Annotated in this window: 27 protein-coding genes; 12 read left to right on the top strand and 15 right to left on the bottom strand. The window is 65.0% G+C overall.

Going from position 1 to position 23,484, the window contains the following annotated elements:
- Positions 1 to 750: GTP-binding protein (locus tag ALII_RS0119305; RefSeq protein WP_024588859.1), on the bottom strand; the 750-nt coding region annotated here is incomplete at its 3' end.
- A gap of 151 nt (positions 751 to 901) precedes the next feature.
- Between ALII_RS0119305 and ALII_RS22745 the strand changes: the two genes are divergently transcribed.
- The gene (locus ALII_RS22745; RefSeq protein ID WP_161632285.1) at positions 902 to 1,060 is read left to right on the top strand and encodes a hypothetical protein; all 159 of its coding nucleotides are present in this window, start codon (positions 902 to 904) and stop codon (positions 1,058 to 1,060) included.
- Positions 1,061 to 1,471: 411 nt separating this feature from the next.
- Here ALII_RS22745 and ALII_RS22170 read toward each other — a convergent pair whose 3' ends face one another.
- From ALII_RS22170 to ALII_RS0119290, 3 genes are all read right to left on the bottom strand, one after another.
- On the bottom strand, positions 1,472 to 2,029 hold the full coding sequence (locus ALII_RS22170) for a DUF3291 domain-containing protein (RefSeq protein WP_081719052.1): 558 nt from the start codon (positions 2,027 to 2,029) through the stop codon (positions 1,472 to 1,474).
- Positions 2,030 to 2,195: 166 nt separating this feature from the next.
- A complete protein-coding gene (carB, locus tag ALII_RS0119295; protein WP_024588858.1) occupies positions 2,196 to 5,675 on the bottom strand; it encodes a carbamoyl-phosphate synthase large subunit in 3,480 nt (1,159 codons plus the stop codon).
- Between the two features lie 160 nt (positions 5,676 to 5,835).
- Positions 5,836 to 6,156: a multidrug efflux SMR transporter gene (locus ALII_RS0119290; protein WP_024588857.1), complete on the bottom strand. Its 321-nt coding sequence runs from the start codon at positions 6,154 to 6,156 to the stop codon at positions 5,836 to 5,838.
- Between the two features lie 92 nt (positions 6,157 to 6,248).
- Here ALII_RS0119290 and ALII_RS0119285 point away from each other — a divergent pair, with 92 nt between their 5' ends.
- A complete protein-coding gene (locus tag ALII_RS0119285; protein ID WP_024588856.1) occupies positions 6,249 to 6,806 on the top strand; it encodes a TetR/AcrR family transcriptional regulator in 558 nt (185 codons plus the stop codon).
- Here the strand turns inward: ALII_RS0119285 and ALII_RS0119280 are convergent.
- Entirely contained in the window at positions 6,784 to 7,122 is a 339-nt protein-coding gene (locus ALII_RS0119280) for a hypothetical protein (RefSeq protein WP_024588855.1), read from the bottom strand. The genes ALII_RS0119285 and ALII_RS0119280 overlap by 23 nt on opposite strands.
- On the bottom strand, positions 7,119 to 8,150 hold the full coding sequence (locus tag ALII_RS0119275; protein ID WP_024588854.1) for a hypothetical protein: 1,032 nt from the start codon (positions 8,148 to 8,150) through the stop codon (positions 7,119 to 7,121). Before ALII_RS0119275 ends, ALII_RS0119280 begins: the two co-directional genes overlap by 4 nt.
- 71 nt (positions 8,151 to 8,221) lie before the next feature.
- On the opposite strand from ALII_RS0119275, the gene ALII_RS0119270 reads away from it, so the two are divergent.
- The gene (locus tag ALII_RS0119270) at positions 8,222 to 8,638 is read left to right on the top strand and encodes a pyridoxamine 5'-phosphate oxidase family protein (RefSeq protein ID WP_024588853.1); all 417 of its coding nucleotides are present in this window, start codon (positions 8,222 to 8,224) and stop codon (positions 8,636 to 8,638) included.
- 8 nt (positions 8,639 to 8,646) lie between these two features.
- On the opposite strand, the gene ALII_RS0119265 is transcribed toward ALII_RS0119270, so the two are convergent.
- A complete protein-coding gene (locus ALII_RS0119265) occupies positions 8,647 to 8,931 on the bottom strand; it encodes a hypothetical protein (protein ID WP_024588852.1) in 285 nt (94 codons plus the stop codon).
- 117 nt (positions 8,932 to 9,048) lie between these two features.
- Here ALII_RS0119265 and ALII_RS0119260 point away from each other — a divergent pair, with 117 nt between their 5' ends.
- From ALII_RS0119260 to ALII_RS0119250, 3 genes are all read left to right on the top strand, one after another.
- Positions 9,049 to 9,861 (top strand): hypothetical protein, encoded by an 813-nt coding sequence (locus ALII_RS0119260; RefSeq protein WP_029660730.1) that lies wholly within the window; start codon positions 9,049 to 9,051, stop codon positions 9,859 to 9,861.
- A gap of 58 nt (positions 9,862 to 9,919) precedes the next feature.
- Positions 9,920 to 10,822, top strand: a complete 903-nt coding sequence (locus ALII_RS0119255; protein WP_024588849.1) for a neutral zinc metallopeptidase — start codon at positions 9,920 to 9,922, stop codon at positions 10,820 to 10,822.
- A 99-nt stretch (positions 10,823 to 10,921) separates the two neighbouring features.
- Positions 10,922 to 11,461: a hypothetical protein gene (locus ALII_RS0119250; RefSeq protein WP_024588848.1), complete on the top strand. Its 540-nt coding sequence runs from the start codon at positions 10,922 to 10,924 to the stop codon at positions 11,459 to 11,461.
- 45 nt (positions 11,462 to 11,506) lie between these two features.
- Here the strand turns inward: ALII_RS0119250 and carA are convergent, their stop codons facing one another.
- Positions 11,507 to 12,706, bottom strand: a complete 1,200-nt coding sequence (gene carA / locus ALII_RS0119245; RefSeq protein WP_024588847.1) for a glutamine-hydrolyzing carbamoyl-phosphate synthase small subunit — start codon at positions 12,704 to 12,706, stop codon at positions 11,507 to 11,509.
- Between the two features lie 296 nt (positions 12,707 to 13,002).
- On the opposite strand from carA, the gene ALII_RS0119240 reads away from it, so the two are divergent.
- The gene (locus ALII_RS0119240) at positions 13,003 to 13,452 is read left to right on the top strand and encodes a GatB/YqeY domain-containing protein (protein ID WP_024588846.1); all 450 of its coding nucleotides are present in this window, start codon (positions 13,003 to 13,005) and stop codon (positions 13,450 to 13,452) included.
- 281 nt (positions 13,453 to 13,733) lie between these two features.
- Here the strand turns inward: ALII_RS0119240 and ALII_RS0119235 are convergent, their stop codons facing one another.
- The 5 genes from ALII_RS0119235 to ALII_RS0119215 form a co-directional block, all read right to left on the bottom strand.
- Complete coding sequence (locus tag ALII_RS0119235) at positions 13,734 to 13,916, bottom strand: hypothetical protein (RefSeq protein WP_024588845.1); 183 nt, start codon at positions 13,914 to 13,916, stop codon at positions 13,734 to 13,736.
- The gene (locus tag ALII_RS0119230) at positions 13,909 to 14,187 is read right to left on the bottom strand and encodes an HlyU family transcriptional regulator (protein WP_024588844.1); all 279 of its coding nucleotides are present in this window, start codon (positions 14,185 to 14,187) and stop codon (positions 13,909 to 13,911) included. The genes ALII_RS0119235 and ALII_RS0119230 overlap by 8 nt, the downstream gene beginning before the upstream one ends.
- A gap of 56 nt (positions 14,188 to 14,243) precedes the next feature.
- Positions 14,244 to 14,672 carry a GFA family protein gene (locus ALII_RS0119225; protein WP_024588843.1) on the bottom strand — a complete coding sequence of 143 codons (429 nt, stop codon included), beginning with the start codon at positions 14,670 to 14,672 and terminating at the stop codon, positions 14,244 to 14,246.
- A 52-nt stretch (positions 14,673 to 14,724) separates the two neighbouring features.
- Complete coding sequence (locus ALII_RS0119220) at positions 14,725 to 15,015, bottom strand: GYD domain-containing protein (protein ID WP_024588842.1); 291 nt, start codon at positions 15,013 to 15,015, stop codon at positions 14,725 to 14,727.
- Positions 15,016 to 15,126: 111 nt separating this feature from the next.
- Positions 15,127 to 15,549 carry a VOC family protein gene (locus ALII_RS0119215; protein WP_024588841.1) on the bottom strand — a complete coding sequence of 141 codons (423 nt, stop codon included), beginning with the start codon at positions 15,547 to 15,549 and terminating at the stop codon, positions 15,127 to 15,129.
- Positions 15,550 to 15,618: 69 nt separating this feature from the next.
- Between ALII_RS0119215 and ALII_RS0119210 the strand changes: the two genes are divergently transcribed.
- The 4 genes from ALII_RS0119210 (at position 15,619) to ALII_RS22915 (ending at position 17,069) form a co-directional block, all read left to right on the top strand.
- Entirely contained in the window at positions 15,619 to 16,209 is a 591-nt protein-coding gene (locus tag ALII_RS0119210; RefSeq protein ID WP_024588840.1) for a TetR/AcrR family transcriptional regulator, read from the top strand.
- A gap of 202 nt (positions 16,210 to 16,411) precedes the next feature.
- The gene (locus ALII_RS0119205; protein WP_024588839.1) at positions 16,412 to 16,675 is read left to right on the top strand and encodes a hypothetical protein; all 264 of its coding nucleotides are present in this window, start codon (positions 16,412 to 16,414) and stop codon (positions 16,673 to 16,675) included.
- Entirely contained in the window at positions 16,672 to 16,929 is a 258-nt protein-coding gene (locus ALII_RS0119200; RefSeq protein ID WP_024588838.1) for a hypothetical protein, read from the top strand. Before ALII_RS0119205 ends, ALII_RS0119200 begins: the two co-directional genes overlap by 4 nt.
- Positions 16,929 to 17,069, top strand: a complete 141-nt coding sequence (locus ALII_RS22915) for a hypothetical protein (RefSeq protein ID WP_173401423.1) — start codon at positions 16,929 to 16,931, stop codon at positions 17,067 to 17,069. Before ALII_RS0119200 ends, ALII_RS22915 begins: the two co-directional genes overlap by 1 nt.
- A 67-nt stretch (positions 17,070 to 17,136) precedes the next feature.
- Here ALII_RS22915 and rpoD read toward each other — a convergent pair whose 3' ends face one another.
- Together rpoD and dnaG are read right to left on the bottom strand one after the other, a co-directional pair.
- Positions 17,137 to 19,155 carry an RNA polymerase sigma factor RpoD gene (gene rpoD, locus ALII_RS0119190; RefSeq protein ID WP_024588837.1) on the bottom strand — a complete coding sequence of 673 codons (2,019 nt, stop codon included), beginning with the start codon at positions 19,153 to 19,155 and terminating at the stop codon, positions 17,137 to 17,139.
- Between the two features lie 327 nt (positions 19,156 to 19,482).
- Positions 19,483 to 21,402: a DNA primase gene (dnaG, locus tag ALII_RS0119185; protein WP_024588836.1), complete on the bottom strand. Its 1,920-nt coding sequence runs from the start codon at positions 21,400 to 21,402 to the stop codon at positions 19,483 to 19,485.
- Between the two features lie 269 nt (positions 21,403 to 21,671).
- Here dnaG and ALII_RS0119180 point away from each other — a divergent pair, with 269 nt between their 5' ends.
- Positions 21,672 to 23,333 carry a Na/Pi cotransporter family protein gene (locus ALII_RS0119180; RefSeq protein ID WP_024588835.1) on the top strand — a complete coding sequence of 554 codons (1,662 nt, stop codon included), beginning with the start codon at positions 21,672 to 21,674 and terminating at the stop codon, positions 23,331 to 23,333.
- The last annotated feature ends 151 nt before the right edge of the window (positions 23,334 to 23,484 follow it).

Raw genomic sequence — 23,484 nt, 5'->3', positions numbered from 1 at the left:
CATCGGGTCGCGCAGATCGGCGGAAAGGTCGTCGAAGATTTCGTCGCGCGGGGGCTCGATCTCCTCAAGCAGGTGCTCCATCAGCGCGTCGTCGTGATCGGCGAGCGTTTCCAGCATCTGGAACCGGGCCTCGAGCTCGGAGGCGCGCTGGTCGTCGGGGATATCGGTGACGGTGCTCGGCGCATGCTCGCGGTAGACATAGGCGCGCTCCAGCGCCAGGTCGATCGAGCCGACGACGATGCCGTTTTCGCGCAAGGGGATTTGGCGGAGGAGAAGCGGGGTGCGGCTCGCCGGCTGTAGCAGCTTCAGCGTGTCGCGCACGCCGGCGGACGCCTTGTCGATCTTGTTCAGGAACAGCATGCGCGGCAGGCCGAGATCGTCGAGCTGGCGCAGGATCAGTTGCAGCGCGGGGATCTTCTTCTCGTCGGGCTCGGCGACGACGATGGCGAGGTCGCATGCGCTGAGGACCGGCACCGCCTCATAGGCGAACTCGCCGGAGCCGGGGCAATCGATGAAAGTCAGGCTCTCGCCCATGAACTCGGTGGTGGCGATCGTCGCTTCGACGCTCATCGCGTGGGCGCGGGCCTCGGGCGAAAAATCACCGACCGTCTGGCCGGCGGCGCCCTGGCGGGGGATCGCGCCGGTGCGGGCGAGGATCGCTTCCAGAAGCGTGGTCTTGCCGCTTGCGAAGGGACCGACAATGGCGATGCATTTCGGTCCCGTGCGTCGTTCTCCGGCGCGTTTACCCATGGTCCGACCTCCCGTCTGAAGCGCTTCCTGCGCCATCGGCGGCGGCCGGCCTGCGGCCGTCGCCGTTTCCTCCCGAGGCGCAAACCTTCACATGGAGTTGCCGCAAGGGCAAGGGCGGCGTAGGCTGCCGCGAGCCAGAATGGAGGTCGTCATGCGCATGCGTCTTCTTGCCCTCGCCATCTCGGGTCTCGCCATCCTTGCGACGACGGCGCTGACCGGCTTTACCAGCGATGCTGGCGCCCAGACGCGGCCGACCTCGGAAGGGCCGGGCGGCTGCGAGCGCGAGAAGCCGACGCCGACGACGAGCTGACGCGGCGCGCGGAAACGGCCCCGCGCAGCGATCCGGGAATTGTCAAGAGCGGGCAGGCGGGCGGTCGGAGGATCGCTTGTCTTGGGTGTTGAGTGTGCGATCTTTCTGCCCTTCGCTATGGCTCCGGGCGTTCGTCGCTCGAAAAGCCAAGTCGTTGGCTTTTCGTCCGCTGCGCGGACCGCTTCTCACCCACCTCGGCGCCGTCACGTGCCCGCCGGTTCCGACGCGGCAGGGGGACGTCTCCGCCATCCTCCCAGACACCCGGTGCGCATTTGACCGAAGTGATCGCGGAGTCCGACAGGGCCGAATTGGGGTGGGGAGCAGACCGTCTGCTCTATAGAGAAAAGACATTGAAAGCGGCTGTTGTCGGCATTGCCGCCGTGCTTCATCAACAGACCGTAAGCAATCGCATCAAGAATTGGTCTGAAGTTCAGTTTGTGCGGCCGAATTCAGCGCTTGCAGACGTTGCACAGCTTCCCGATCAATCTTGGTCGGGGTTCCGTCTGGATCGAATGCCTGCTTGAAATTAAAAGCGATCAAGGACGGGCCATGATCATGAAGATGTTCCAATCGCTCAACCCCTTCACTCCAAGTAGGGATGTGAACCTTAGTCACCCACCACAGAACATAGGGCGGCCATTCATGACGTTCGAACCATTGACGCGCATTTCGCAAGGCATCGGTATGTATCCCAGAGTACGAAAACGCATACAGTGACGATAAATCGCGCCAGAGTGAAATTGTAGAGGGCGCGTAACCATCCCCCTTCTCAACATAAAAGCGAGGGAAGACTTGCTCGCCCCAGCTGCTCGGCCCAGGCTCGTCGTCATAACCTGAGCGTGCTACGAAGCCTTCGCTAAGCTCGGCGGCACTGAAATTGAGCGCGTTGCGGTCATGAAAGCCCTGATTGATCGGAGCCTCAGACCTCTCCCGAAAATTATTGAAATTGTAGATAGCGAGATGATGCACCTGCCGCCTCTTCGATGGCTGCTTTCGGGAACGTTAAAGGACACAGGTTTGGTCGGCAACGGGGTCGGAAACTGACGCGAATACGATAACGCTGACAGCGCCCCCCTCTGTCCTGCCGGACATCTCCCCCTCAAGGGGGGAGATCATGCGCGGTTAGGGTGTGCTCCTAAAAATACGCCTGCAGGGGTCGCACTTCCAGGCTCCCCGCCTTCAGCGCGGCGATCGCTTCCGCAACGGCTTCGGCGCCGGACATGGTGGTGTAGTAGGGCACCTTCTGCATCAGGGTGGCGCGGCGGAGGGATTTGGAGTCGGAGACGGCTTTCTGGCCGTCGGTCGTGTTGAAGACGAGCTGGACCTGGCGGTTGCGGATGGCGTCCTCGATGTGAGGGCGGCCTTCGAGGACTTTGTTGATCTTTTCGGCTTCCACGCCGTTTTCCTTCAGGAAACGGGCGGTGCCGCCGCTGGCGAGGACCTTGAAGCCGATGCCGGCGAGGCGTTTGACGGCCGGAAGGATGCGGGTCTTGTCCTCGTCGCGGACGGAGACGAAGAGCGTGCCGGAGCGGGGCAGGTCGACGCCGGCGCCGAGCTGGGCCTTGGCGAAGGCGAGCGCATAGTCGCGGTCGAGGCCCATGACTTCGCCGGTCGAGCGCATTTCCGGGCCGAGCAGCGTGTCGACGCCGGGGAAGCGGGCGAAGGGGAAGACGGCTTCCTTGACGGCGATGTGGCCGAGATCGGCCGCGTTGGGCTTGGTGCCGTAATGGGCGAAGGCTTCGTCGAGCGTTTCGCCGGCCATGATGCGCGCGGCGATCTTGGCGATGGGGCGGCCGATGGTCTTGGCGACGAAGGGCACCGTGCGCGAGGCGCGGGGGTTCACTTCGAGGACATAGACCTCGCCGTCCTTGATCGCATATTGCACGTTCATCAGGCCGCCGACGTTGAGCGCCTTGGCGAGCGCGGCGGTCTGGCGTTCGAGCTCGGCGACCATGTCCTTGTCGAGTGAATGGACCGGGAGCGAGCAGGCCGAGTCGCCCGAATGGATGCCGGCTTCCTCGATGTGCTCCATGATGCCGGAGACGTAGGTGGCGTGACCGTCGCACAGGCAGTCGACGTCAACCTCGATGGCTTCGGACAGATAGGTGTCGAACAGAAGCGGGTTCTTGCCGAGCAGCGTGTTGATCTGACCGGTCTTGTCGTTCGGGTATTTCTGCTTGATGTCCTCCGGGACAAGGCCGGGGACGGTGTCGAGCAGGTAGGTCTGCAGCATCGATTCGTGGTGGATGATCTGCATGGCGCGGCCGCCGAGCACGTAGGACGGGCGCACGACCAGCGGGAAGCCGAGTTCGGAGGCGACGGTGCGGGCCTGCTCGACCGACCAGGCGATGCCGTTCTTCGGCTGCTTCAGGCCGAGCTTGACGAGGAGCTTCTGGAAGCGGTCGCGGTCTTCGGCGAGGTCGATCGCGTCGGGCGAGGTGCCGAGGATCGGGATGCCGGCCTTTTCGAGCGCGTCGGCGAGCTTGAGCGGGGTCTGGCCGCCGAACTGGACGATGACGCCGTGAAGCGTGCCGGATTTCTGCTCGGCGCGCAGGATTTCGAGGACGTCCTCGGCGGTGAGGGATTCGAAATAGAGGCGGTCGGAGGTGTCGTAGTCGGTCGACACGGTCTCCGGGTTGCAGTTGATCATGATCGACTCGTAGCCGGCATCGGCCAGCGCGAAGCAGGCGTGGCAGCAGCAATAGTCGAACTCGATGCCCTGGCCGATGCGGTTCGGGCCGCCGCCGAGGATGACGACCTTCTTGCGGTCGGAGACCTGTGCCTCGTCGGCGAGGTGGCCTGCGAAGGGCGTCTCATAGGTCGAATACATGTAGGCGGTGGGCGAGGCGAACTCGGCGGCGCAGGTGTCGATGCGCTTGTAGACGGGGTGGACGTCGAGCTTAGACCGAAGCTTTTGAACGTCTTCCTCGTCTATTCTCACAAGCGAGGCGAGGCGGGCATCGGAAAAGCCCATGGCTTTCAGCATGCGCAGATTCTGCGCGTCCTGCGGCAGGCCGTGTTCGCGGATGCGCGCTTCCATGGCGATGATGGCGCCGATCTGCTCCAGGAACCACGGGTCGATGCGGCACATCTGGTGGACGTCCTCGAGCGAGGTGCCCATGCGGATCGCCTGGGCGACCATGCGCAGGCGGTCCGGCGTCGGGGTGCCGAGCGCGGCGCGGATGGCGTTCTTGTCGTCGCCCTGGTCGGCGCCGGGGATCTCGATCTCGTCGAGGCCGGTGAGGCCGGTTTCGAGGCCACGCAAAGCCTTTTGCAGCGATTCCTGGAAGGTGCGGCCGATGGCCATGACTTCGCCGACCGACTTCATGGCGGTGGTCAGCGTCGGCTCGGCGCCGGGGAATTTCTCGAAGGCGAAGCGGGGAATCTTGGTGACGACGTAGTCGATCGAGGGTTCGAACGAGGCGGGCAGGGCGCCGGCGGTGATGTCGTTGTCGAGCTCGTCGAGCGTGTAGCCGACGGCGAGACGCGCGGCGACCTTGGCGATGGGGAAGCCGGTGGCCTTGGAGGCAAGGGCGGAGGAGCGCGAGACGCGCGGGTTCATCTCGATGACGACGAGGCGGCCGTCTGCGGGGTTGACCGCGAACTGGACGTTGGAGCCGCCGGTCTCGACGCCGATCTCGCGCAGCACGGCGATCGAGGCGTTGCGCATGATCTGGTATTCCTTGTCGGTCAAGGTCAGCGCCGGGGCGACGGTGATGGAATCACCGGTGTGGACGCCCATCGGGTCGATGTTCTCGATCGAGCAGATGATGATGCAGTTGTCCGCGCGGTCGCGGACCACTTCCATCTCGTATTCCTTCCAGCCGAGGACCGATTCCTCGATCAGGACTTCGGTCGTCGGCGAGGCGTCGAGGCCGGAGGCGATGATGTCGAAGAATTCGGCGCGGTTGTAGGCGATGCCGCCGCCGGTGCCGCCCATGGTGAAGGAGGGGCGGATGATGGCGGGCAGGCCGACGAGGTCGAGCGCCTGCGCGGCGATGCCCATCGCGTGGCCGATATAGCGCTGCTTGCGGTCGCCTTCGCCAAGGTTCCATTCGGTCTCGAGCGCGTCGAGGGCGGCGTCGAGGTCCGCGGGATTGGAGGCCTTCAGTTCGGCGCGGCGGGCCTCGTGGGCGCGCTTGTCGGCGTCCTTGGCGTCGGAGGCGTTGGCGAGCATCGAGCGCGGGGTTTCGAGGCCGATCTTCTGCATCGCCTCGCGGAAGAGCGAGCGATCCTCGGCCTTGTCGATCGCCTCGGCATTGGCGCCGATCATCTCGACATTGTAGCGCTCCAGCACGCCCATGCGGCGCAGCGAGAGGGCGGTGTTGAGCGCGGTCTGGCCGCCCATCGTCGGGAGCAGCGCGTCGGGGCGCTCCTTGGCGATGATCTTGGCGACGACTTCGGGCGTGATCGGCTCGATATAGGTCGCGTCGGCCAGTTCTGGATCGGTCATGATCGTGGCCGGGTTGGAATTGACCAGGATGATGCGGTAGCCCTCGGCCTTCAGCGCCTTGCAGGCCTGGGTGCCCGAATAGTCGAACTCGCAGGCCTGGCCGATGACGATGGGGCCGGCCCCGATGATCAGGATCGACTTGATGTCGGTGCGTTTTGGCATGGAATGTCCGTCTCGCGCGCGTTCTGCCGCGAAGGCCGGGCGCGCGAGGCGACCGGTGCGGCAGAAGGATTTCGTATGTCAGGCTAAGGGCGCCTTATAGGGAAAGGCGCGCGCGAACGTAACCCCGAAAATGCGGGTTGTGGATGGCGGGCGCGGCCGCTCAGACGCCGGATGACAGTTTCAGGCCGACGATGCCCGAGACGAGCAGCAGGATCGAGATCGCGCGGCCCAAGGTGAGCGCCTCGCCCATGAACATGACGCCGATGACGAAGGCGCCGGCCGCGCCGATGCCGGTCCAGATCGCGTAGGCGGTGCCGAGCGGCAGCGCCTTCAGCGACATGGACAGGAAGGTGAAGGAGACGATCATGGCGAGGATGGTGATCGCCGTCGGCGTGATCCTGGTGAAGCCGGCCGACATCTTCATCGACGTCGCCCAGACCACCTCGAACAGACCTGCGAGGCCCAGAAAAACCCATGCCATGATAGTCTCCATCAAAACGAAAGGCCGCGTGACAGGCGGCCGGACAAGGTTTATATATATCCGACCGGACGGATTGAAAAGAGGAAATCGACTTGGGACGAAAGAGAACGATCGACCGCGATGCCATACTCGATGCCGCCGAGGCGATCGTGGGCGAGGCAGGTGCGGGTCAACTGACCTTCGACCAAGTTGCGTCGCGCGCGGGGGTTTCGAAGGGCGGCGTTCTTTATTGCTTCCCAAGCAAGTCGGCGCTGATCGCGGCGATGATGGAGCGCGATCTGAAGCGGTTCGAGGTCGAGATGGCGGCGCGGCTCGATGCGGCCGGCGGCGACCGCCTTCGCGCGCGGATCGACGCGACGCGCGAGGAGAGCGCGGCGATGGCGGCGCGGGCGGCGAGCCTGATGGCGGGCGTGGTGGAAGCCGGCGACGAGGCGGAACCGCTGCGCGCGGATTATCGCGGCTGGCTGGACAGTTTCGGCGACGATGCGGACGGGCGAAGGCGGCGGCTGGCGTTTCTGGCCTGCGAGGGCGTCTTCATGTTGCGCGGGCTGGGGATTCTCGAGATCAACGAGAAGGAATGGGGCGGAGTGTTCGCGGACATAGCCGAACTGACGGGCAAAGCGCCTGTCAACTCGCCGGATCGAACATGAATTCGCGAAGTTCCTGCGCACAGCCGCAGGCTGCCGCCAACTTTCCGGCCCACAAGACAGCCTCCTCGCGGCTCGGCAATTCCAGCACGGCGAAGCCGCCGTCAAGACGGCTGCCCGGGTAGGTTCCGGTCGAGATCGACCTATCGGCTGATACAAGCACGGGAGCGACCTGACCGTTAATTCCGCCGCCGAACACATAGACGCCGGCGGCCTTGGCCTCCTCGATCACCTTGTGGGACTGGACATCGGCGATCGCGAGCCGATCGTCCGTAAGCACCATCGCTTCGCTCGGGAAGGAGATGAGATACTTGGTCATGTCCCAATGATGGATCGCTCGCGAGGCTGCGTCCAGTCGCTTTCGATGCGCAGGAAGATGTTGCTCGCCGGGTTCCAACTCGTGCTTCGGGGGATGAGACCGCCGACTTGCAGCAGGTCGGCCAGTTCCCAGATGAGTTCGTGGCCGAGGATGATGCGGGCGTCGTGCGGACCGCGCGCGCGTTCGATGGCGGGGAGGGGCGCGCTCAGAAGGGCATCGGCAACAGGCCGCGCGAGCGCTTGCGACTGCAGGTCGAGCGGATCGCCGGGGCGAATTACGGGGATGCGCGGGAGGCTGTCGACGCCGTGCGAGAATGTGGTGGCCGAGCCCGCGGCAATCGACCGGAATGCGGCTTCGAGGCCGGGCTGGCGGGCGAGGGCTTTCAGGCGGTCTTCGGTGCGGAGCGTCCAGACCATGACGAGGGTCACGCCGGGAAACCTCGCCTCATTGACGCCGGCCGGGTTTTCGCGTGGCGGCCAGATCGCCCAGAAGGTGCCGTTCCAGAACGGGCGGTCGGGGGTGAGGTGGGTGTCGGGGATCGCGCCGTGGCCGGCGAGGAAGGACCACATCAGTCCGTCGAGCGCGTGGCCGAAGACGATCGCGAAGGTGTGGCCGGTGAAGCCTTGCGACGTGAGGTGATCGCGGATGCGGGTCGCGGGGTCGAGAAGGCGCTGCAGAAGCTTTTCGGCGAGGTTGCGCGCATGGTAGCGCAGGGGCGCGGCGGCCTGTGGCCCGATGATGGGGAAGGTGGTGCGGAACTCGTCGCCGAAGCGCTCCATCAGGTGCATGCGTTCGAGTTCTGCCATGCGGGTCTCGTCGATGGCGTGCCGGTCGAGACCGTTGCGTGCGGCGTGGAGGAGACGGCCGTTGTCGCCGCGGCGCACGAGCGGGCCGGGCGGCTGGGTGGCGCCGAGGCACCAGGCATGGAGTTCCCACAGCGCTAGATCGTCCGGAGGTTCGGGGGTTTCAGACGTCGATTGTGTTCGATCCATCGCGACGAAGATGGACGAGATGGAAAGCGCGGGCAAATCGCGGGAACAGCGGGCGCTCGGCGGTGTTCGGGACGGGAATTAAGCCGATATCCCGAGAGGATCATCCTATGCCTGCCAAGTCGCTTTCCGACCTTTCCGACAAGATGCGCGAGATCGATATCGCGATGCTGATGACTCGGACCGACGGCGGAGCCATCGCCGGCCGCCCGATGAGCAACAATGGCGATGTCGAATATGACGGCGATTCCTATTATTTCACGATGAGCGACGCGCGCATGGTCGCCGATATCGAGGCCGATCCGAACGTGTCGCTCGCCTTCCAGGGCGATGACATGTTCATGGTCGCAGTTCAGGGCAAGGGCGAGATCGTGCGCGACAAGGCGGCGTTCGAGGACCACTGGAATCCCGATCTCGACGACTGGTTCGAGGACGGCGTCGACACCGAAGGTCTGGTGATGATCAAGGTGAGCGCGGAGCGGGTTCACTATTGGGATGGGGAGGAAAATGGCGAGGTGAAGCTCTAGGACATGTCCTACCCCCGGCGGGAACCGCGTTGCAGCATGCGCCATCCCGCGGGTAGCAGCGCGCCGAGAACGCCGAAGACGAGCGCCCAGAAGCCGAGTGCGAATTCGGGCGGGACGCTGTCGGACGGCCGAGCCGTCGCGATGCCGGCGATGCCGAGGGCGATCAGGGCGAGGCAGGCGACCCAATAGAGCCGCAGCCAGCCCGGCCGCACGATCTGGCGGATCGCGTAGGCGGCTCCGGTAGCCACGACCGCCACAAGCAGGACGGTCGCAAGGAGGTCGGCGAGGGTCAAGGCTCTTCCTGTCGGCGAGAGTATCGCCGCAGGATGGACGGGTTGTTCGCTTGAGGCAAATATGGATGACGCGGCGAACTGTCTCTGCATGGTCGTCGGCAACGTCGGAGGGAATTGATGGATCGATCGATCGAGGCGCGGGCACGGCAGGTTCTGGATGCGATCGATGGCGGCCGGCCGATCGCGACCTTCAGCGGCCACGATCCCGATTTTGCGCTGCCAGACGCCTATCAGGTGTCGGATGCTGTGATGACAGAGCGGGTGGCGCGGGGCGAGCGCGTCGCCGGCTGGAAGATCGGCTTCACCAACAGCAACATCTGGAACGAATACGACGTCCACGCGCCGATCTGGGGACCGATGTACGACCGCACCGTGCGCCAGGTGATGGCCGGCGGCGAGATCAGCCTTGCGGGGCTTTGCGAACCGCGGATCGAGCCGGAGATCGCGTTTCGACTGAAAAGCGCGCCGGAGATCGGCATGGATGAGGCGGCGCTGCTCGATTGCATCGACGCGGTGACGCACGGCTTCGAGATCGTGCAGTCGATCTTTCCCGGCTGGAAGTTCAAGGCGGCCGATACGGTGGCGGCCTGCGCTCTGCACGGAATGTACGTGCATGGCGAACTTGTTTCGGTGGAAGGCGACCGGGCCGGGTGGCTGGAGCGGCTGGCCGCGTTCGACATGGAGCTCGTCCGCGATGGCGTGGTGGTCGATCGCGGCACGGCGGGCGACGTTCTGGGCGGGCCGCTGTCGGCGCTGCGCAGCATGGTCGACGGGATGGCGATGCGGCCGATGTCGCGGCCGCTGGCAGTGGGCGACCTGATCACCACCGGAACGGTGACGCGCGCCTTTCCGGTGGCGTCCGGCGAGCGCTGGACGAGCCGCCTCGACGGGCTGCCGCTTGCCGGACTGGACGTTCGTTTTTCCGCTTGACGGAACCGCGACGCGGGCATTCCGTTGACTGGCGCACAAATCGCGCTGGAGGGTTCGCATGCGCTGGAGAGGCCGCCGTCAAAGCACCAACATCTCGGACCGGCGCGGGCAGGGCCCGGCGCGCATGCCCGGCGGATTCGGGCGCGGCGGGCCGCGCATTCCGATCCCGATCGGGCGCGCAGGCGCGGGAGGCATGTCCGGCATCGTCATCCTCGTCGTGGTCTTCCTCGTCCTCTCCTTCCTCGGGATCAACCCGATGGATATGATGGGCGGCGGCGGCTCGGCGCCGCCTTCCGGGCAGGTGACGCGCCAGCAGCCGGGCAATGACGAGCAGGCGCAGTTCGTCGGCGTCGTTCTGGCCGAGACCGAGGATGTGTGGAACGGCATCTTTCAGACGGAGGGCGAGACCTACCAGGAGCCGACGCTGGTCATGTTCGACGGCGCGGTGGATTCGGCCTGCGGGCAGGCCTCCTCGGCGGTCGGCCCGTTCTACTGCCCGAACGACAACCAGGTCTATATCGACCTGACCTTCTTCGACGAGCTCGCCAGCCGTTTCGGCGCGTCGGGCGACTTCGCGCAGGCCTATGTCATCGCGCACGAGGTGGGCCATCACGTCCAGAACCTGACCGGCGTGCTGCCGCGGTTCCACCAGCAGCGCCAGCAGATGGGGCAGGCCGAGGCGAACGAGATGTCGGTGCGCGTCGAGTTGCAGGCCGACTGCTACGCCGGCGTGTGGGCGCATTTCACCGAGCAGAAGGGCCTGCTCGAGACAGGCGACATCGACGAGGCGCTGAATGCCGCCAACCAGATCGGCGACGACACGATCCAGCGCCGCACGCAGGGACAGGTCGTGCCCGACAGCTTCACGCATGGCTCGTCCGAACAGCGCCAGACTTGGTTCATGCGCGGCTATGACAGCGGGCGCTGGCAGGAGTGCGATACGTTCAGCGGTAATATCTAGACCATCCGGGGTTCTGCACCTCGAATGCTGCCTCTGGTAGAATGCCGCGCCCGGCCGGCGGGCCGTCGGGGCCTTGCCCCGGGCGACAGGAGGACAGCCATGAAAAGGCTTCTGACCGTGGCCGTGCTGTGCGCGGCAGGCAGCGCCCTGGCCTTCCCGGCCGCTGCCGACGATGCCGAACTCATCAAGAGCGCCGAAGCGGCAGCGCCCGCAGCGGTTTCGAGCGGCGCGGCGATCTATGCCATGGACGACAAGGGCGAGATGCGCACTTTGCGCGAAGGGACGAACGGCTTCTGGTGCATGCCGGACAACCCGGCCTCGCCGGGGCCGGACCCGATGTGCGGCGATGCCAACTCGATGGAATGGGCGATGGCCTGGATCGGCAAGACGGAGCCGCCGCAAGGCAAGGTCGGCTTCATGTACATGCTTGCCGGCGGCAGCGACGGCAGCAACACCGACCCTTATGCGCCGGGCCCGGAAGAGGGCAACAACTGGATCGAGACAGGCCCACACGTCATGATCGTCAATGCGATGGACATGATGGAGGGCTATCCGGACACGCCCGAGCCCGACACCACGCAGCCTTATGTGATGTGGGCGGGCACGCCCTATGCGCATCTGATGATCCCGATCGAGTGACCGGGCAGGCATACCGCGCGGGGTGACGCCCCGCGCGGGCGGGGCTCATTCGGTCAGAGCGGGCTCGCCCTTGCGCTCGCGGATCAGGTTCACGAAGCGGCGGAAGAGATAGTGCGAATCCTGCGGGCCGGGCGAGGCTTCCGGGTGGTGCTGGACGGAGAAGACGGGCTTGCCCGTCAGCGCGATGCCGCAATTCGAGCCGTCGAAGAGCGAAACGTGAGTCTCCTCAACGCCTTGCGGCAGGGACTTCGAATCCACCGCGAAGCCGTGATTCATCGATACGATCTCGACCTTGCCGGTGGTGTGGTCCTTGACCGGGTGGTTCGCGCCGTGATGGCCCTGGTGCATCTTCTCGGTCTTGGCGCCGACGGCGAGCGCCAGCATCTGGTGGCCGAGGCAGATGCCGAAGACGGGCAGGTCGGCGGCGATCAAATCCTTGATGACGGGCACGGCATATTTGCCGGTCGCGGCCGGGTCGCCGGGACCGTTCGACAGGAAGACACCGTCCGGCTGCATGGCGAGGATCGCCTGCGCGTCGGTGGTCGCGGGAACGATGGTGACCTTCGCGCCGAGCCCGGCCATCAGGCGCAGGATGTTGCGCTTGACGCCGTAGTCGATGGCGACGATGTGCATCGCCGGTTCGCCCTGCGCACCGTGGCCCTCGTTCCAGACCCAGGGGGTTTCGGACCAGACCGAGGACTGGCCGGACGAGACGTCCCTGGCCAGATCGAGGTCGAGAAGCCCCGACCAGGAAGCGGCCTTGGCCTTCAGCGCATCGAGGTCGAAATTGCCGGACGGGTCATGCGCGATGATCGCGTTCTGCGCGCCGCGCTCGCGGATGAGGGCGGTCAGCGCACGCGTGTCGAGGCCGGAGATCGCGACGATGCCGCGCTTTGCCAGCCATTCGTTCAGGTGGCCTGCGGAGCGGTAGTTGGACGGCGCCGTGATGTCGGCCTTGAAGATCGCGCCGACCGCGCCGTGACGGCCGGCGGGCGTCAAATCCTCGATATCGTCGTCATTGGCGCCGATATTGCCGATATGCGGGAAGGTGAATGTGACGATCTGGCCGACATAGGACGGGTCGGTCAGGATTTCCTGGTAGCCGGTGAGGGCGGTGTTGAAGACGACTTCGGCGACGCGCTCGCCGGTGGCGCCAGCGCCCTTGCCTTCGATGACCGTTCCATCGGCCAGCACCAGGATTGCAGTGGGTTTTTCGATGCTCCAGGGGGCGGTTCCAGCGGCCATGCTTTTCTCCAGTCGACGTCGCGCGGGCAGTCCTTGCCCTTGAAATGAGGCGCGTTCCGGGCCATATGGCGCAACGAAACGCACGGGTCGTGCCCCATTTGGGAACACCCCGTGCAAGACTCAAGTCGGTCCATGCAGGTGGCGGACAATAGGTGAAGGCGAAAGCCGGGTCAATTGCCGGAAACTGCGGTTCGAACTTATCCGAATCAATCAAATCAACGCGTTAGAGACGGGGACTGATTGCCTCGGCAATCGGCGGGCGCTATGGTCCGCTTCCCGACAGGAGAGATGAAGCCATGCGCGACAAGATCGCCCAGGCACTGAAAGCGGCCCTCAAGAGCCAGGACAAGCGGCGCACATCGACGCTGCGGCTGATCCAGGCGGCCATCACCGATCGCGACATCGCCAATCGCGGGCATGGCAAGGACGCCGTCAGCGACGAGGAAATCACGCAGATCCTGGCCAAGATGGTCAAGCAGCGCGAGGAATCCGCGCGCGCCTTCGAAGAGGGCAACCGGCTGGAACTGGCCGAGCAGGAGCGCCAGGAGATCGAGATCATCCGCGACTTCCTGCCGAAGCAGCTCGGCGAGGAGGACACGCGCCAGGCCTGTGCGCAGGTCATCTCCGAGGTCGGAGCCGACGGACTGCGCGACATGGGCAAGTGCATGAACGCGCTGAAGGAGAAATTCCCCGGCCAGATGGACTTCTCCAAGGCCAGCGGCATGGTCAAGACGATGCTGAAGTAGCGGTCGTTATGTGACCGGGCGCGTCGCCTATGGGTGGCGCGCTTTTTTTTGCCTGAACGCAACTTTCACCCATTTGGGTGATGCAACCTGCGGAAGAACCCGGCACATTTCGTGAGGGTTCGAAGCATTCGCTTTTCTCGAATTCTCCCCGAACGTACCGCCATATGCGATTTTGGGAGGGTAAGACGGGCCTTCTGACCTCTACGGGAGTCGTCTAGGCCCCTAGCGACTCCCGTTTTTTCGCCACAACCGACGGTTCGCGTCAAGGTTGCATTCCGGCCTTACCGGACGATGACGCGGCCCGAAGTCGTTCCGACATAAGGCCCGGATGCGCCGATGCCGGCCGAGGCGGCGCTGCCGCGCGCGTCGACGCGCCCGTCGGTGACGGTGGCCGTGCCGGTGCCGCCGAAGACCGCGCAGCCGGGCAGGGCGATGAGGGCGATTGCGAGGGCGAGCCTAGCCAAAGATCCGCTCCCCCTGTTCGTCGATCACCTGGCGGGCCTTGCGGATGGTGGTCTCGGTCGCGTCGTCGAGCGAGGGGAAGCGGTCGGCGCGGATGAGCTTGTGCTCCTTCAGCGTGCCGTCGATCTCCTTCGAGATGACGCCGCAGGTCTGGTATTGGCCGCCCTCCTGGAAAGGGGTCGGGCGGATGGTGAAGCCCTTGTAGTCCTGGGGCTCGGCCGCAGGAGCCGTGGCAGCGGCGCCACCACCGAACAGCTTCTTGAAGAACGACATGTTTCTCTCCTCGATTCGTGTCCAGCTTACAGGCGGGATCGGCAAAAATCCGGCGCTTATCGAGGCTCGTATCGCAAAACGCCGGCGACACCGTCCGTGCCCGGCGGGCGGTCATTGGGATGGGTCTGGCCGTCATTGACGACGACCGCGTCGAAATCGAACGGGCTGAGCCCGTCGATGCAGGCGACGTTGATGCCGTATTCGGTCGGTTTCGAGCGGCGGCGGTGATGGGTGTAGATGCCGCAGACGGAGCAGAACCAGTGTTCGGCGACCATCGTGTTGAACTGGTAGAGGGTCAGCAGTTCGGCGCCCAGTTCGATGGCGAAATCGTCCACCCGCGCGGAGACGGCGATCGCACCGCGCTTTGCGCAGAGCGAACAGGTGCAGCGTCGCGCGGTGTTCAGTCCGTCGACGAGCCTGGCCTTGAAGCGGACGCCGCCGCAGTGGCATCCGCCCGTTACGTCGTCATATGCGCTTCGGTCCATGCCGGCTCCCTTGTTGCGCACAAGGTGGACCGGCGTGGCGCGTGTCGCAACCCTAGAGCTTGGCGATGATCTCGCGGTAGGCGGCCTCGGGGAACGCCTTCAGCGTGCGCGTCCTGACATTGCCGCCCTTGGCGAGCTTCAGCGCAAAGCGGGCCGCAACCGCATCGTCGGGCGCTTCGCAGATGGCGACGAGGTCGTGCTCGCCCATCGTCATCCAGATGTCACGAAACGTGCCGCCCATATCGGCCAGCAGCTTGCGGGCCGCGTCGAGACGCTTGGGCGAGTCGCCGACATTGCGAATGCCTTCATCCGTCCAGTTCACGAGAACGATGTAGGTCGTCATGCTGCACCTCCCGCGGGCCGCCGGAGCGTCGAGCGGGCTCGGCGGGCCGCTCTAGAGTTCGACCCGCCGATTATGCGCCTGTTGCAACCGGGGCGCGATCCATCGAACAGCCTACGGCATCGCTTCGGGCGCATACTGTGCGGCGAATTCGGCGCTGGGTGGGATCGGCTTGATGATGTCGATCAGGACGCCGTTCGGATCGGCGGTGATGAAATGGCGCTGGCCGAAGGCTTCGTCGCGAATGGGGAGGTGGATCGGCAGGTTCGCCTGCTGAACGCGCGCATATTCTGCATCGACGTCCTTGACCTCGAAATTGAGGATCAGGCCGGAAACGCGGCCCCTTGCGACGGACGGGATCGTCTCGTGCGAGCCATCGAGGATGGCGAGGTTGACGCGCCGGTCTTCGAGCGAGGTCAGATGTACATACCAGTCACTCTCGAAGACCGGCTTGAAGCGGAAATGCGTGACATAGAAGGCGGTCGATCCGGCGACGTCATCCGTCATGATGACCGGATAATAGCTGGTCGATTTCATGGCTTTCACTCCTCGATGAATAAACATACAATCTGTATGTGGATGATGAATAACATACAGGCTGTATGTATGCAACAGTTGCCGGAACGCCGATCCAACCAGATGCGCACGGAGGCGACGCGGGCGGCGCTCATCGCCGCTGCGCGCGACTTGTTCGTCGAGAAGACGTATGCCGAAACGGGCACACCGGAGATCGTCTCGCGGGCAGGGGTGACGCGCGGCGCGCTCTACCACCATTTCGCCGACAAGCAGGCTCTCTTCGCCGCCGTGGTCGAGGCGGAATCCGAAGCCGTCGCCCGGTCCATCGAGGTTTCGACGCCGATTGATCTACCGGCGGTCGAGGCACTGGTGACGGGCGGCGAGGCGTTCATGACGGCGATGGCGGAGCCTGGCCGGACGCGCCTTCTGCTGCTCGACGGGCCGGCCGTTCTCGGCCGGCGCGCGATGGACGAAATCGATGCGCGTCACGGCGGGCGCACGTTGCGCGAGGGGCTGGCCATGGCCATGCGGCAAGGTGCCATCCGCCGCCTGCCCATCGACGCGCTGGCCGCACTCCTGTCGGCGATGTTCGACCGAGCGGCGCTGGAAATCGCCGGTGGCGCCAGCGAGGCGGATCACCACGCGGCCGTCCGGGCCGTAATCCTCGGACTTCGCCCCTGACCTTGCCGGTGCGGCCTTGATTATGGCGGGTTTGAGGCATACGAAGAATGGCAGGAAGATGGGGCCTCCGCCGAACCGGCACGCCGCCGCCCGACGAGAAGTTCTCCATTCATTCCCGGCCAGACGGATGTTTCGCAGCGGCGCCGCTCAGCGGTTGCCGTCTCCTTCGAAACGTCAGGTGCTGGCGGAAGGACCAACCATCGTGACCACCCGGACCAAATCGTCCACGACGCGCTTCGCCGCGCCCTTCCGGCTGCCCGGAATCGAGCAGATGCTGCCGGCTGGCGAATACCGCGTCGACACCGACGAGGAAATCATCGACGGCCTTTCGTGGATCGCTCATTGCGCCGTCGCGACCTATATCCATTTGCCTTCGATCGAACGGGCGTCTCGCCCAAGCCAGATCATCGAGATCGATGCCGGCGACCTGAAAGCCGCCATCGCGAAGGACCAGGCCGCATCATGATCCGAACCCGCGCCGAGCGCGCCGCGCGCATCCAGGCCACCCACCGCTTCGCCATCGGCCAGACGGTTTACCTCAAGGCCTGGTTCACGACGCCGCTGCGAACCGACGAAAGCTACAGCGTGACGGCCTGCCTGCCGGCGCGCGACAACGAGTATCAGTACCGCATCCGGGCCGAGAGCGAGCGCTACGACCGCGTCGCCGGCGAGGCGGCACTCGAACCTGTCGAAACCGCAGCAGAAAAGGGGAAGAACTGATGGCCAAGGGACAGATGCGATCGAACAAGGAAGTTCGAAAGCCGAAAAAGGAAAAGGCGCCGGCAGCGCCCGCGCCGGCATTCGGCAAACAGATCAAGGATCTGGGCGCACCGGCCAAGAAGGGCGGCGCAAAGGCCTGAACCGGCCGCCTTGCGTTCACGCATTCCAGACAGGAAAAACCCGGCTCGCGGCCGGGTTTTTTGTTGATCAGCTATCGAGGAACGAGCGCAGCTTTCTGGAGCGGCTCGGGTGCTTCAGCTTGCGCAGCGCCTTCGCCTCGATCTGGCGGATGCGCTCGCGCGTGACCGAGAACTGCTGGCCGACTTCTTCCAGCGTGTGGTCGGTGTTCATGCCGATGCCGAAGCGCATGCGCAGGACGCGTTCCTCGCGCGGGGTGAGCGAAGCCAAAACACGCGTGGTCGTCTCGCGCAGATTGGCCTGGATCGCCGCGTCGATCGGCAGGATCGCCATCTTGTCCTCGATGAAGTCGCCGAGGTGGCTGTCTTCCTCGTCGCCGACCGGCGTTTCGAGAGAGATCGGTTCCTTGGCGATCTTCAGGACCTTACGGACCTTTTCGAGCGGCATGGCGAGCTTTTCGGCCAGTTCTTCCGGCGTCGGCTCGCGGCCGATCTCGTGCAGCATCTGGCGCGATGTGCGCACGATCTTGTTGATCGTCTCGATCATGTGGACCGGGATGCGGATCGTGCGGGCCTGATCGGCGATCGAACGCGTGATCGCCTGCCTGATCCACCAGGTCGCGTAGGTCGAGAACTTGTAGCCGCGACGGTACTCGAACTTGTCGACCGCCTTCATCAGGCCGATATTGCCTTCCTGAATCAAATCAAGGAACTGCAGGCCGCGGTTCGTGTACTTCTTCGCGATCGAGATGACGAGACGCAGGTTGGCCTCGACCATTTCCTTCTTGGCGATGGCCGCTTCGCGCTCGCCCTTCTGGACCTGGTTGACGATCTTGCGGAACTCGAGGATCGAAATCGCGGTCTCGGTGGCGAGGTTCTGGATCTCGCCGCGGATGTCGCGGATCGTGTCCTTCTCGTTCTTGGCGAATTCCTTCCAGCCGCGCGCCGACAGATTGGCGATCGACTTCATCCAGTTGGGGTCGAGTTCCGAGCCCTGGTACTGCTGGAGGAAATCCTCGCGGCGCACGCCGTAGCTTTCGGCCAGACGCAACAGGCGGCCTTCGTTCTGAACGAGACGCTTGTTGATGTCGTAGAGCTGCTCGACGAGGGACTCGATGCGCGCATTGTTGAGCGACAGCGACTTGACCGCCGTGATCAGCTCGTCCTTGAGCTTCTTGTAGGAGCGTTCCTGGCTGGAGGAGAGCGCACCGGTCTGGGCGAGGCGGGCCTCGACCTGCTGGTCCTGAAGCTTGCGCAGCTTCTTGTAGGTGCCGGCGATGACGTCGAGGGTCTCCATGACCTGCGGACGCAGTTCGGCTTCCATCGCGGCCAGCGACAGATTGGCCTCGTCCTCGTCGTCGTCTTCCTCTTCGCCGCGCGTGTCGCCGCCGACATTGGTGATGTCGTCGTCTTCACGGCGCTTCGACCGGTCGTCGGTCTTCGGCTTATTGTCTTCTTCCGGGTTGCGCTCGACGATCGGCGCCTGCTTGGCCTCGGGGCCGGCATAGGTGGCTTCGAGATCGATGATCTCGCGCAGCAGGACCTTCGCCTCGTTGAGCTCGTCGCGCCAGATGATGATGGCCTGGAAGGTCAGCGGGCTTTCGCACAGGCCGGCGATCATCGTCTCGCGGCCGGCCTCGATGCGCTTGGCGATGGCGATTTCGCCCTCGCGCGACAGAAGCTCGACCGAGCCCATCTCGCGCAGATACATGCGCACGGGATCGTCGGTGCGGTCGGTCGGCTCTTTCTTGGTCGTGGTCGCGGCGACGGCCGTGCCGGTCTGCTCGGCGAGCTCGTTGGCGTCTTCCTCGGCGTCGCCTTCCTTCTCGCGGTCGCCGTCCTCGGCGTTCTCGTCATCCTCGACGACGTTGATGCCCATGTCGGACAGCATCGCCATCGTGTCCTCGATCTGCTCGGACGTGACCTCCTCGGAGGGAAGCACGGCGTTGAGCTCGTCCATGGTGACGAAGCCGCGCTTCTTGGCGAGCTTGATCATCTTCTTGACTGCGTCGTCGGAAAGGTCGAGCAGCGGACCGTCGGTCCCGCCTTCGCGCTCGTTCTCGACCTCTTCCTTCTCTTTAGTCGCCATATGTTGTTCTCCAGGCGGCCATCAGGCCATTGGAAGCCTCAGCGGCTCTCGTCACGGACATGGATGCTAGTGCGCGGATCGCGCTCGTCGATGGCGCATACGCGTGTTCACGTAAATGCGCTGTTAACCCTGGTATCGATACCGGCGTGCCCAACCCGCTCAAAACCAGTGTGCCGTCCCATCATCCGTCTTCAACGCGGGCAAGCCGCTCGTTAAGGTTCGTGGTCGTCCTGATTCCGTCATTCCGGCGGAAGGTCAAGCGGCTGTGACATGATTCGCCGCAAAAAAGCGAATCAATTGCCGGTTTGGCGGCTGGTCGGCCTGTCGTCAGGCCCGGCCCGCCCGACCCGACTGGACCCCGAAGCCTTCGATGAGCGCCTCGGTTGCCTGCACGTCGCGCAACTGGGACTGCACGTCGACCAGATGACGATAATTCTCGTCCGTCGGTTCGGTCGCGAGCGCCGTCTCGGCTGCTTTCAACTCCCTATGTAGAGACTGAGCCGCCTGCTGCAAGTATAGGGCCTGCTGAAAGGCGTCGCGGGCGTCGTCGAGCGCGGCTTCGGGCAGGGCGGTCCACAGGCCCGCGCCCTTGACCTGCAACAGCGCCCGTTCCCAAATGTCCTCGATGCCGCAGGTGCGCACATGCTCGATGAGCGTGCCGGCCCTTGCCGTGAGCCCATGCGCGGCGGCGTCGACGATGCAGGCCTTCAACTGGCGCAGTTCGGCGCTGGTGATCGACAGGCGGTCGATCTCGTCGAAATACTCGTCGACGAGGTCGGGGTGGTTGACGAGGGTGACGAGGATGGACGTCTCGCGCAGCGGCATGGCCGTGGCGGCGCGGCGGACCATGGAGGAGCGGGCCAGCGTCTCGGAGACGGCGAAGCGCTGCTTGCCCATCTGGCCGGGCATGCCTGGACGGCCCTGTCCACCGCCCTTTTCGAAGCGCGGATTTTGCGGCCGGCTTGCGCCGAAGAAGCGAATGACGCGGTCGCGCATTTCCTGCTGGTAGTGGCGGCGGACGTCCTCGTCCTTGATCTGGAACGTCAGTTCGCGCAGGCGCTTTTCGAGTTCGGCGCGGCGCTCGGGCGTGTCGAAGGTCGAGCCGCCGGTCTCGCGCTGCCACAGCATGTCGGCGAGCGGGCGGGCCTCGGCGACAATGGCGCGGAACGCGTCTGGCCCTTCCGCCTTGACGAGATCGTCGGGGTCCTGGCCGTTGGGAAGGAGCGCGAAGCGCAATGTGCGGCCGGCCTGGACGAGGGGCAGAGCGAGGTCGGCGGCGCGGAAAGCGGCCTTCATGCCGGCCTGGTCGCCGTCGAAGCAGAGCACCGGCTCGCCCGACATGCGCCAGAGGAGTTCGAGCTGGTTTTCGGTGAGCGCCGTGCCCAGCGGGGCGACGGCGTTTTCGACGCCGGCCTGTGCCAGCGCGATGACGTCCATATAGCCTTCGACGGCGATGATGGTGCCGCCGCGCGCGACGGTGGAGCGCGCGCGGGCCAGATTGTAGAGCACCTGACCCTTGTGGAAGAGCTCGGTGTCGTTGGAATTCAAATATTTCGCGGGCGCATCTGCTGCCATGGCGCGGCCGCCGAAGGCGATGACACGGCCGCGCGCGTCCTCGATCGGGAACATGATGCGGTCGCGGAAGCGGTCGTAGGAGACAGGAATGTCGGGGCCATGGACGACGAGGCCGCAAGCCTCGATCTGGCCCTTGTCGACGCCCTTGGCTGCCAGATGCTCCTTCAGCGCATTGCGGCTTTCGGGGGCGTAGCCGAGGCGGAATTTCTGTTGGGTCGGGCCGGAGAGTCCGCGTTCGCGCAAATAGGCGCGGGCTTTCGCGCCGTCGGCCCCTTGCAGCCGGTCCTGGAAGAACTGCGTCGCCATTTCCATGACGTCGGAGAGCGAGGCGCGTTCGCGCTCGCGCTGTTCCTGCTGGACGTCGCGGGCGGGCATCGGCACGCCGGCCATATCGGCGATGCGCTCGACCGCCTCGGGGAAGGCGAGGCCGTCATGGTCGGTCAAAAAGCGGAAATGGTCGCCGGAGACGCCGCAGCCGAAGCAGTAGTAGCGGCCCTTCTTGTCCTCGCAGTGGAAGGAGGGCGATTTTTCGCCATGAAAGGGGCAGCAGGCCCAGTAGTCGCCGCGCGGCGCGTTGGTCTTGCGGCGGTCCCATGTCACCCGCGCGCCGATCACCGAGGAGATCGGCACCCGGTCGCGGATCTCGTCGAGGAAGGAAGGGGAAAATCGCATCTGGGTTCTGCTCGCTTTGTCCTGCATATAGAGCCGATCCGCGCGCGGCGCGAGGCGAATGCGGGTTCATGCCCGTGATTCACACGCTGCGGGCGTCGCAACTGGACTATCGGACCGCGCTTGCGTGCGCGGGGCCGGCATGCGATTCCTGTTAATCGACTAAAGAAAAAGTCGCGGGCAGAACCGCGCGAGAGCAAAGCTGATTTCATGATTTCCATTTGCAGATGCTTCGAGCGGTCGCTGGCCGCCGTCCTTCCGGAGGCCCGGTCGTGAGCGGGTCGGTCGTTCTTCTCAACCTTGCCGGCGCGGTCGCGCTGCTGCTTTGGGCAACGCGCATGGTGCGTACCGGCGTCGAGCGCGCCTATGGCGAGGTGCTGCGCCGGCGGCTGCGCGCGACGCTGCGCAATCCGCTCGCGGGCGTCGTTGCGGGCACGGGGCTTGCGATCGCGCTGCAGAGCGCGACGGCGGTGGCGCTGCTCGTCGGCTCGTTCGTGGGATCGGGCATCGTCGGCGGCGCGGCGGGGCTCGTTGCCGTGCTCGGCGCCGATCTCGGCTCGGCCATCGTCGTCAAGATGCTGTCCTTCGATCTGAGCCTGCTGGTTCCGATCTGCCTTTTCGCCGGCACGGCCATTTTCCTCGCGACGGAACGGCGCTCGTGGCGGCAGTTCGGCCGTATCCTCGTCGGTGTCGGGCTTTTGCTCCTGTCGTTGCGGCTGATCGGCGAGGCGTCGGAGCCGCTGCGCGAAAGCCGGCTCCTTCCGGTCGTCGTGGATTTCCTCGCCGCCGATCCGATCACCGCCTTCATCGTCGCGGCGATCATGACGTGGCTCTTCCATTCGAGTGTCGCGGCGATCCTGCTGATCGTCGCGCTCGCCGCGCGCGACCTGATTCCGGTCGAACTCGGCATCGTCATGGTGCTCGGCTGCAATCTCGGCGGCGGGCTGATCGCCGCGATGCTGTCGCGTACGATGGCGCCGCAGGGGCGCTCCGTGCCGATCGCCAATCTCGTGCTGCGCGGCATCGGTGCGGTAACGGCGCTGGCGGTCATCGCGATCGTTCATCCGCCGCTCGACCTTCTCGGCGGCTCGCCCGAAATCCAGCTCGTCAACGCGCATATCGCCTTCAACCTGGCGCTGGTGATCGTCGGGCTGCCGCTGGCGGGGATCGTTCACCGGCTGGTCAGCAGCGCGCTGACCGCGATGCAGCCCGAAGCGGTGATCGACCTCGAGGACCAGCCGGTTTCCTCGCTCGACCCGACTGTCCTCGACAATCCGCCGTTGGCGCTCGGCAATGCCACGCGCGAGGTGATGGCGATCTGCGACACGGTCGAGATCATGCTGACCAATGTGATGGAGCTCTACGAGGAGGCCGACAAGCCGAAGATCGCGGCGCTGACGGCGCTCGATGACCGGGTGGACGAGCGCCATGCGGCGATCAAGCTGTATCTGGCGCGTATCAGCGCCTCGCAGATGAGCGAGGACCAGGCGTTGCGCTATCAGGAACTGCTCGGTGCCTGCGTGAAGCTCGAACAGGTGGGCGACATCATCGTGCGCAACATGCTGGCGCAGGTGAAGAAGAAGCTGGAGCGCGGTGTGGCCTTCTCGCCGGATGGCATGGACGAACTGCACGAGATGCATGCGGCGGTGCTCGCCAATGCGCGCCTCGCCTTCAACGTGCTCGTCTCGCGGGACCGGGAGACGGCACGCCAGCTCGTGCAGGAGAAGGAACGTCTGCGCGATCTCGAAAAGCGCTCCAGCCAGCGCCATTTCGACCGGCTGCGGCGCGGGACGGCGGAGAGCGTGGAGACGAGTTCGATCCATCTCGACACGATCCGCGACTTGAAGCAGATCAACTCGCTGCTCGCCTCGATCGCCTATCCGGTGCTTGAGGAACATGGCCTGCTGCGGGACAGCCGCCTCAAGGCCGTCTAGGTCGGGCACGTCGATATTCCGGCCTGAGCGGCCTGCAAATGGCAGCTTTCTGCGCTTCCGGTGCTATGCGCCCACATCCGTCCCGAATGCCGCTTGAAAAAAGTAGAGCCCGGTCGCTGGAGGACGACCGGGCTCTGATGCCTCTCCCCGC

Origin of the sequence: Aliihoeflea sp. 2WW (assembly GCF_000497755.1) — a bacterium.
In the GTDB taxonomy this organism is placed as follows: Bacteria; Pseudomonadota; Alphaproteobacteria; order Rhizobiales; family Rhizobiaceae; genus Aliihoeflea.
Note: the sequence above shows the minus strand (reverse complement) of the source record. Positions and strands in the feature narration are given on the sequence as shown.

Bases quoted from the DNA above. Each gene is read 5' to 3' on its own strand.
- ALII_RS22745 (WP_161632285.1), top strand. From the start codon at position 902: ATGCGCATGCGTCTTCTTGCCCTCGCCATCTCGGGTCTCGCCATCCTT.
- carB (WP_024588858.1), bottom strand. From the start codon at position 5,675: ATGCCAAAACGCACCGACATCAAGTCGATCCTGATCATCGGGGCCGGC.
- ALII_RS0119290 (WP_024588857.1), bottom strand. From the start codon at position 6,156: ATGGCATGGGTTTTTCTGGGCCTCGCAGGTCTGTTCGAGGTGGTCTGG.
- ALII_RS0119280 (WP_024588855.1), bottom strand. From the start codon at position 7,122: ATGACCAAGTATCTCATCTCCTTCCCGAGCGAAGCGATGGTGCTTACG.
- ALII_RS0119270 (WP_024588853.1), top strand. From the start codon at position 8,222: ATGCCTGCCAAGTCGCTTTCCGACCTTTCCGACAAGATGCGCGAGATC.
- ALII_RS0119260 (WP_029660730.1), top strand. From the start codon at position 9,049: ATGGATCGATCGATCGAGGCGCGGGCACGGCAGGTTCTGGATGCGATC.
- ALII_RS0119255 (WP_024588849.1), top strand. From the start codon at position 9,920: ATGCGCTGGAGAGGCCGCCGTCAAAGCACCAACATCTCGGACCGGCGC.
- ALII_RS0119250 (WP_024588848.1), top strand. From the start codon at position 10,922: ATGAAAAGGCTTCTGACCGTGGCCGTGCTGTGCGCGGCAGGCAGCGCC.
- carA (WP_024588847.1), bottom strand. From the start codon at position 12,706: ATGGCCGCTGGAACCGCCCCCTGGAGCATCGAAAAACCCACTGCAATC.
- ALII_RS0119240 (WP_024588846.1), top strand. From the start codon at position 13,003: ATGCGCGACAAGATCGCCCAGGCACTGAAAGCGGCCCTCAAGAGCCAG.
- ALII_RS0119230 (WP_024588844.1), bottom strand. From the start codon at position 14,187: ATGTCGTTCTTCAAGAAGCTGTTCGGTGGTGGCGCCGCTGCCACGGCT.
- ALII_RS0119225 (WP_024588843.1), bottom strand. From the start codon at position 14,672: ATGGACCGAAGCGCATATGACGACGTAACGGGCGGATGCCACTGCGGC.
- ALII_RS0119220 (WP_024588842.1), bottom strand. From the start codon at position 15,015: ATGACGACCTACATCGTTCTCGTGAACTGGACGGATGAAGGCATTCGC.
- ALII_RS0119215 (WP_024588841.1), bottom strand. From the start codon at position 15,549: ATGAAATCGACCAGCTATTATCCGGTCATCATGACGGATGACGTCGCC.
- ALII_RS0119210 (WP_024588840.1), top strand. From the start codon at position 15,619: ATGCAACAGTTGCCGGAACGCCGATCCAACCAGATGCGCACGGAGGCG.
- ALII_RS0119200 (WP_024588838.1), top strand. From the start codon at position 16,672: ATGATCCGAACCCGCGCCGAGCGCGCCGCGCGCATCCAGGCCACCCAC.
- ALII_RS22915 (WP_173401423.1), top strand. From the start codon at position 16,929: ATGGCCAAGGGACAGATGCGATCGAACAAGGAAGTTCGAAAGCCGAAA.
- rpoD (WP_024588837.1), bottom strand. From the start codon at position 19,155: ATGGCGACTAAAGAGAAGGAAGAGGTCGAGAACGAGCGCGAAGGCGGG.
- dnaG (WP_024588836.1), bottom strand. From the start codon at position 21,402: ATGCGATTTTCCCCTTCCTTCCTCGACGAGATCCGCGACCGGGTGCCG.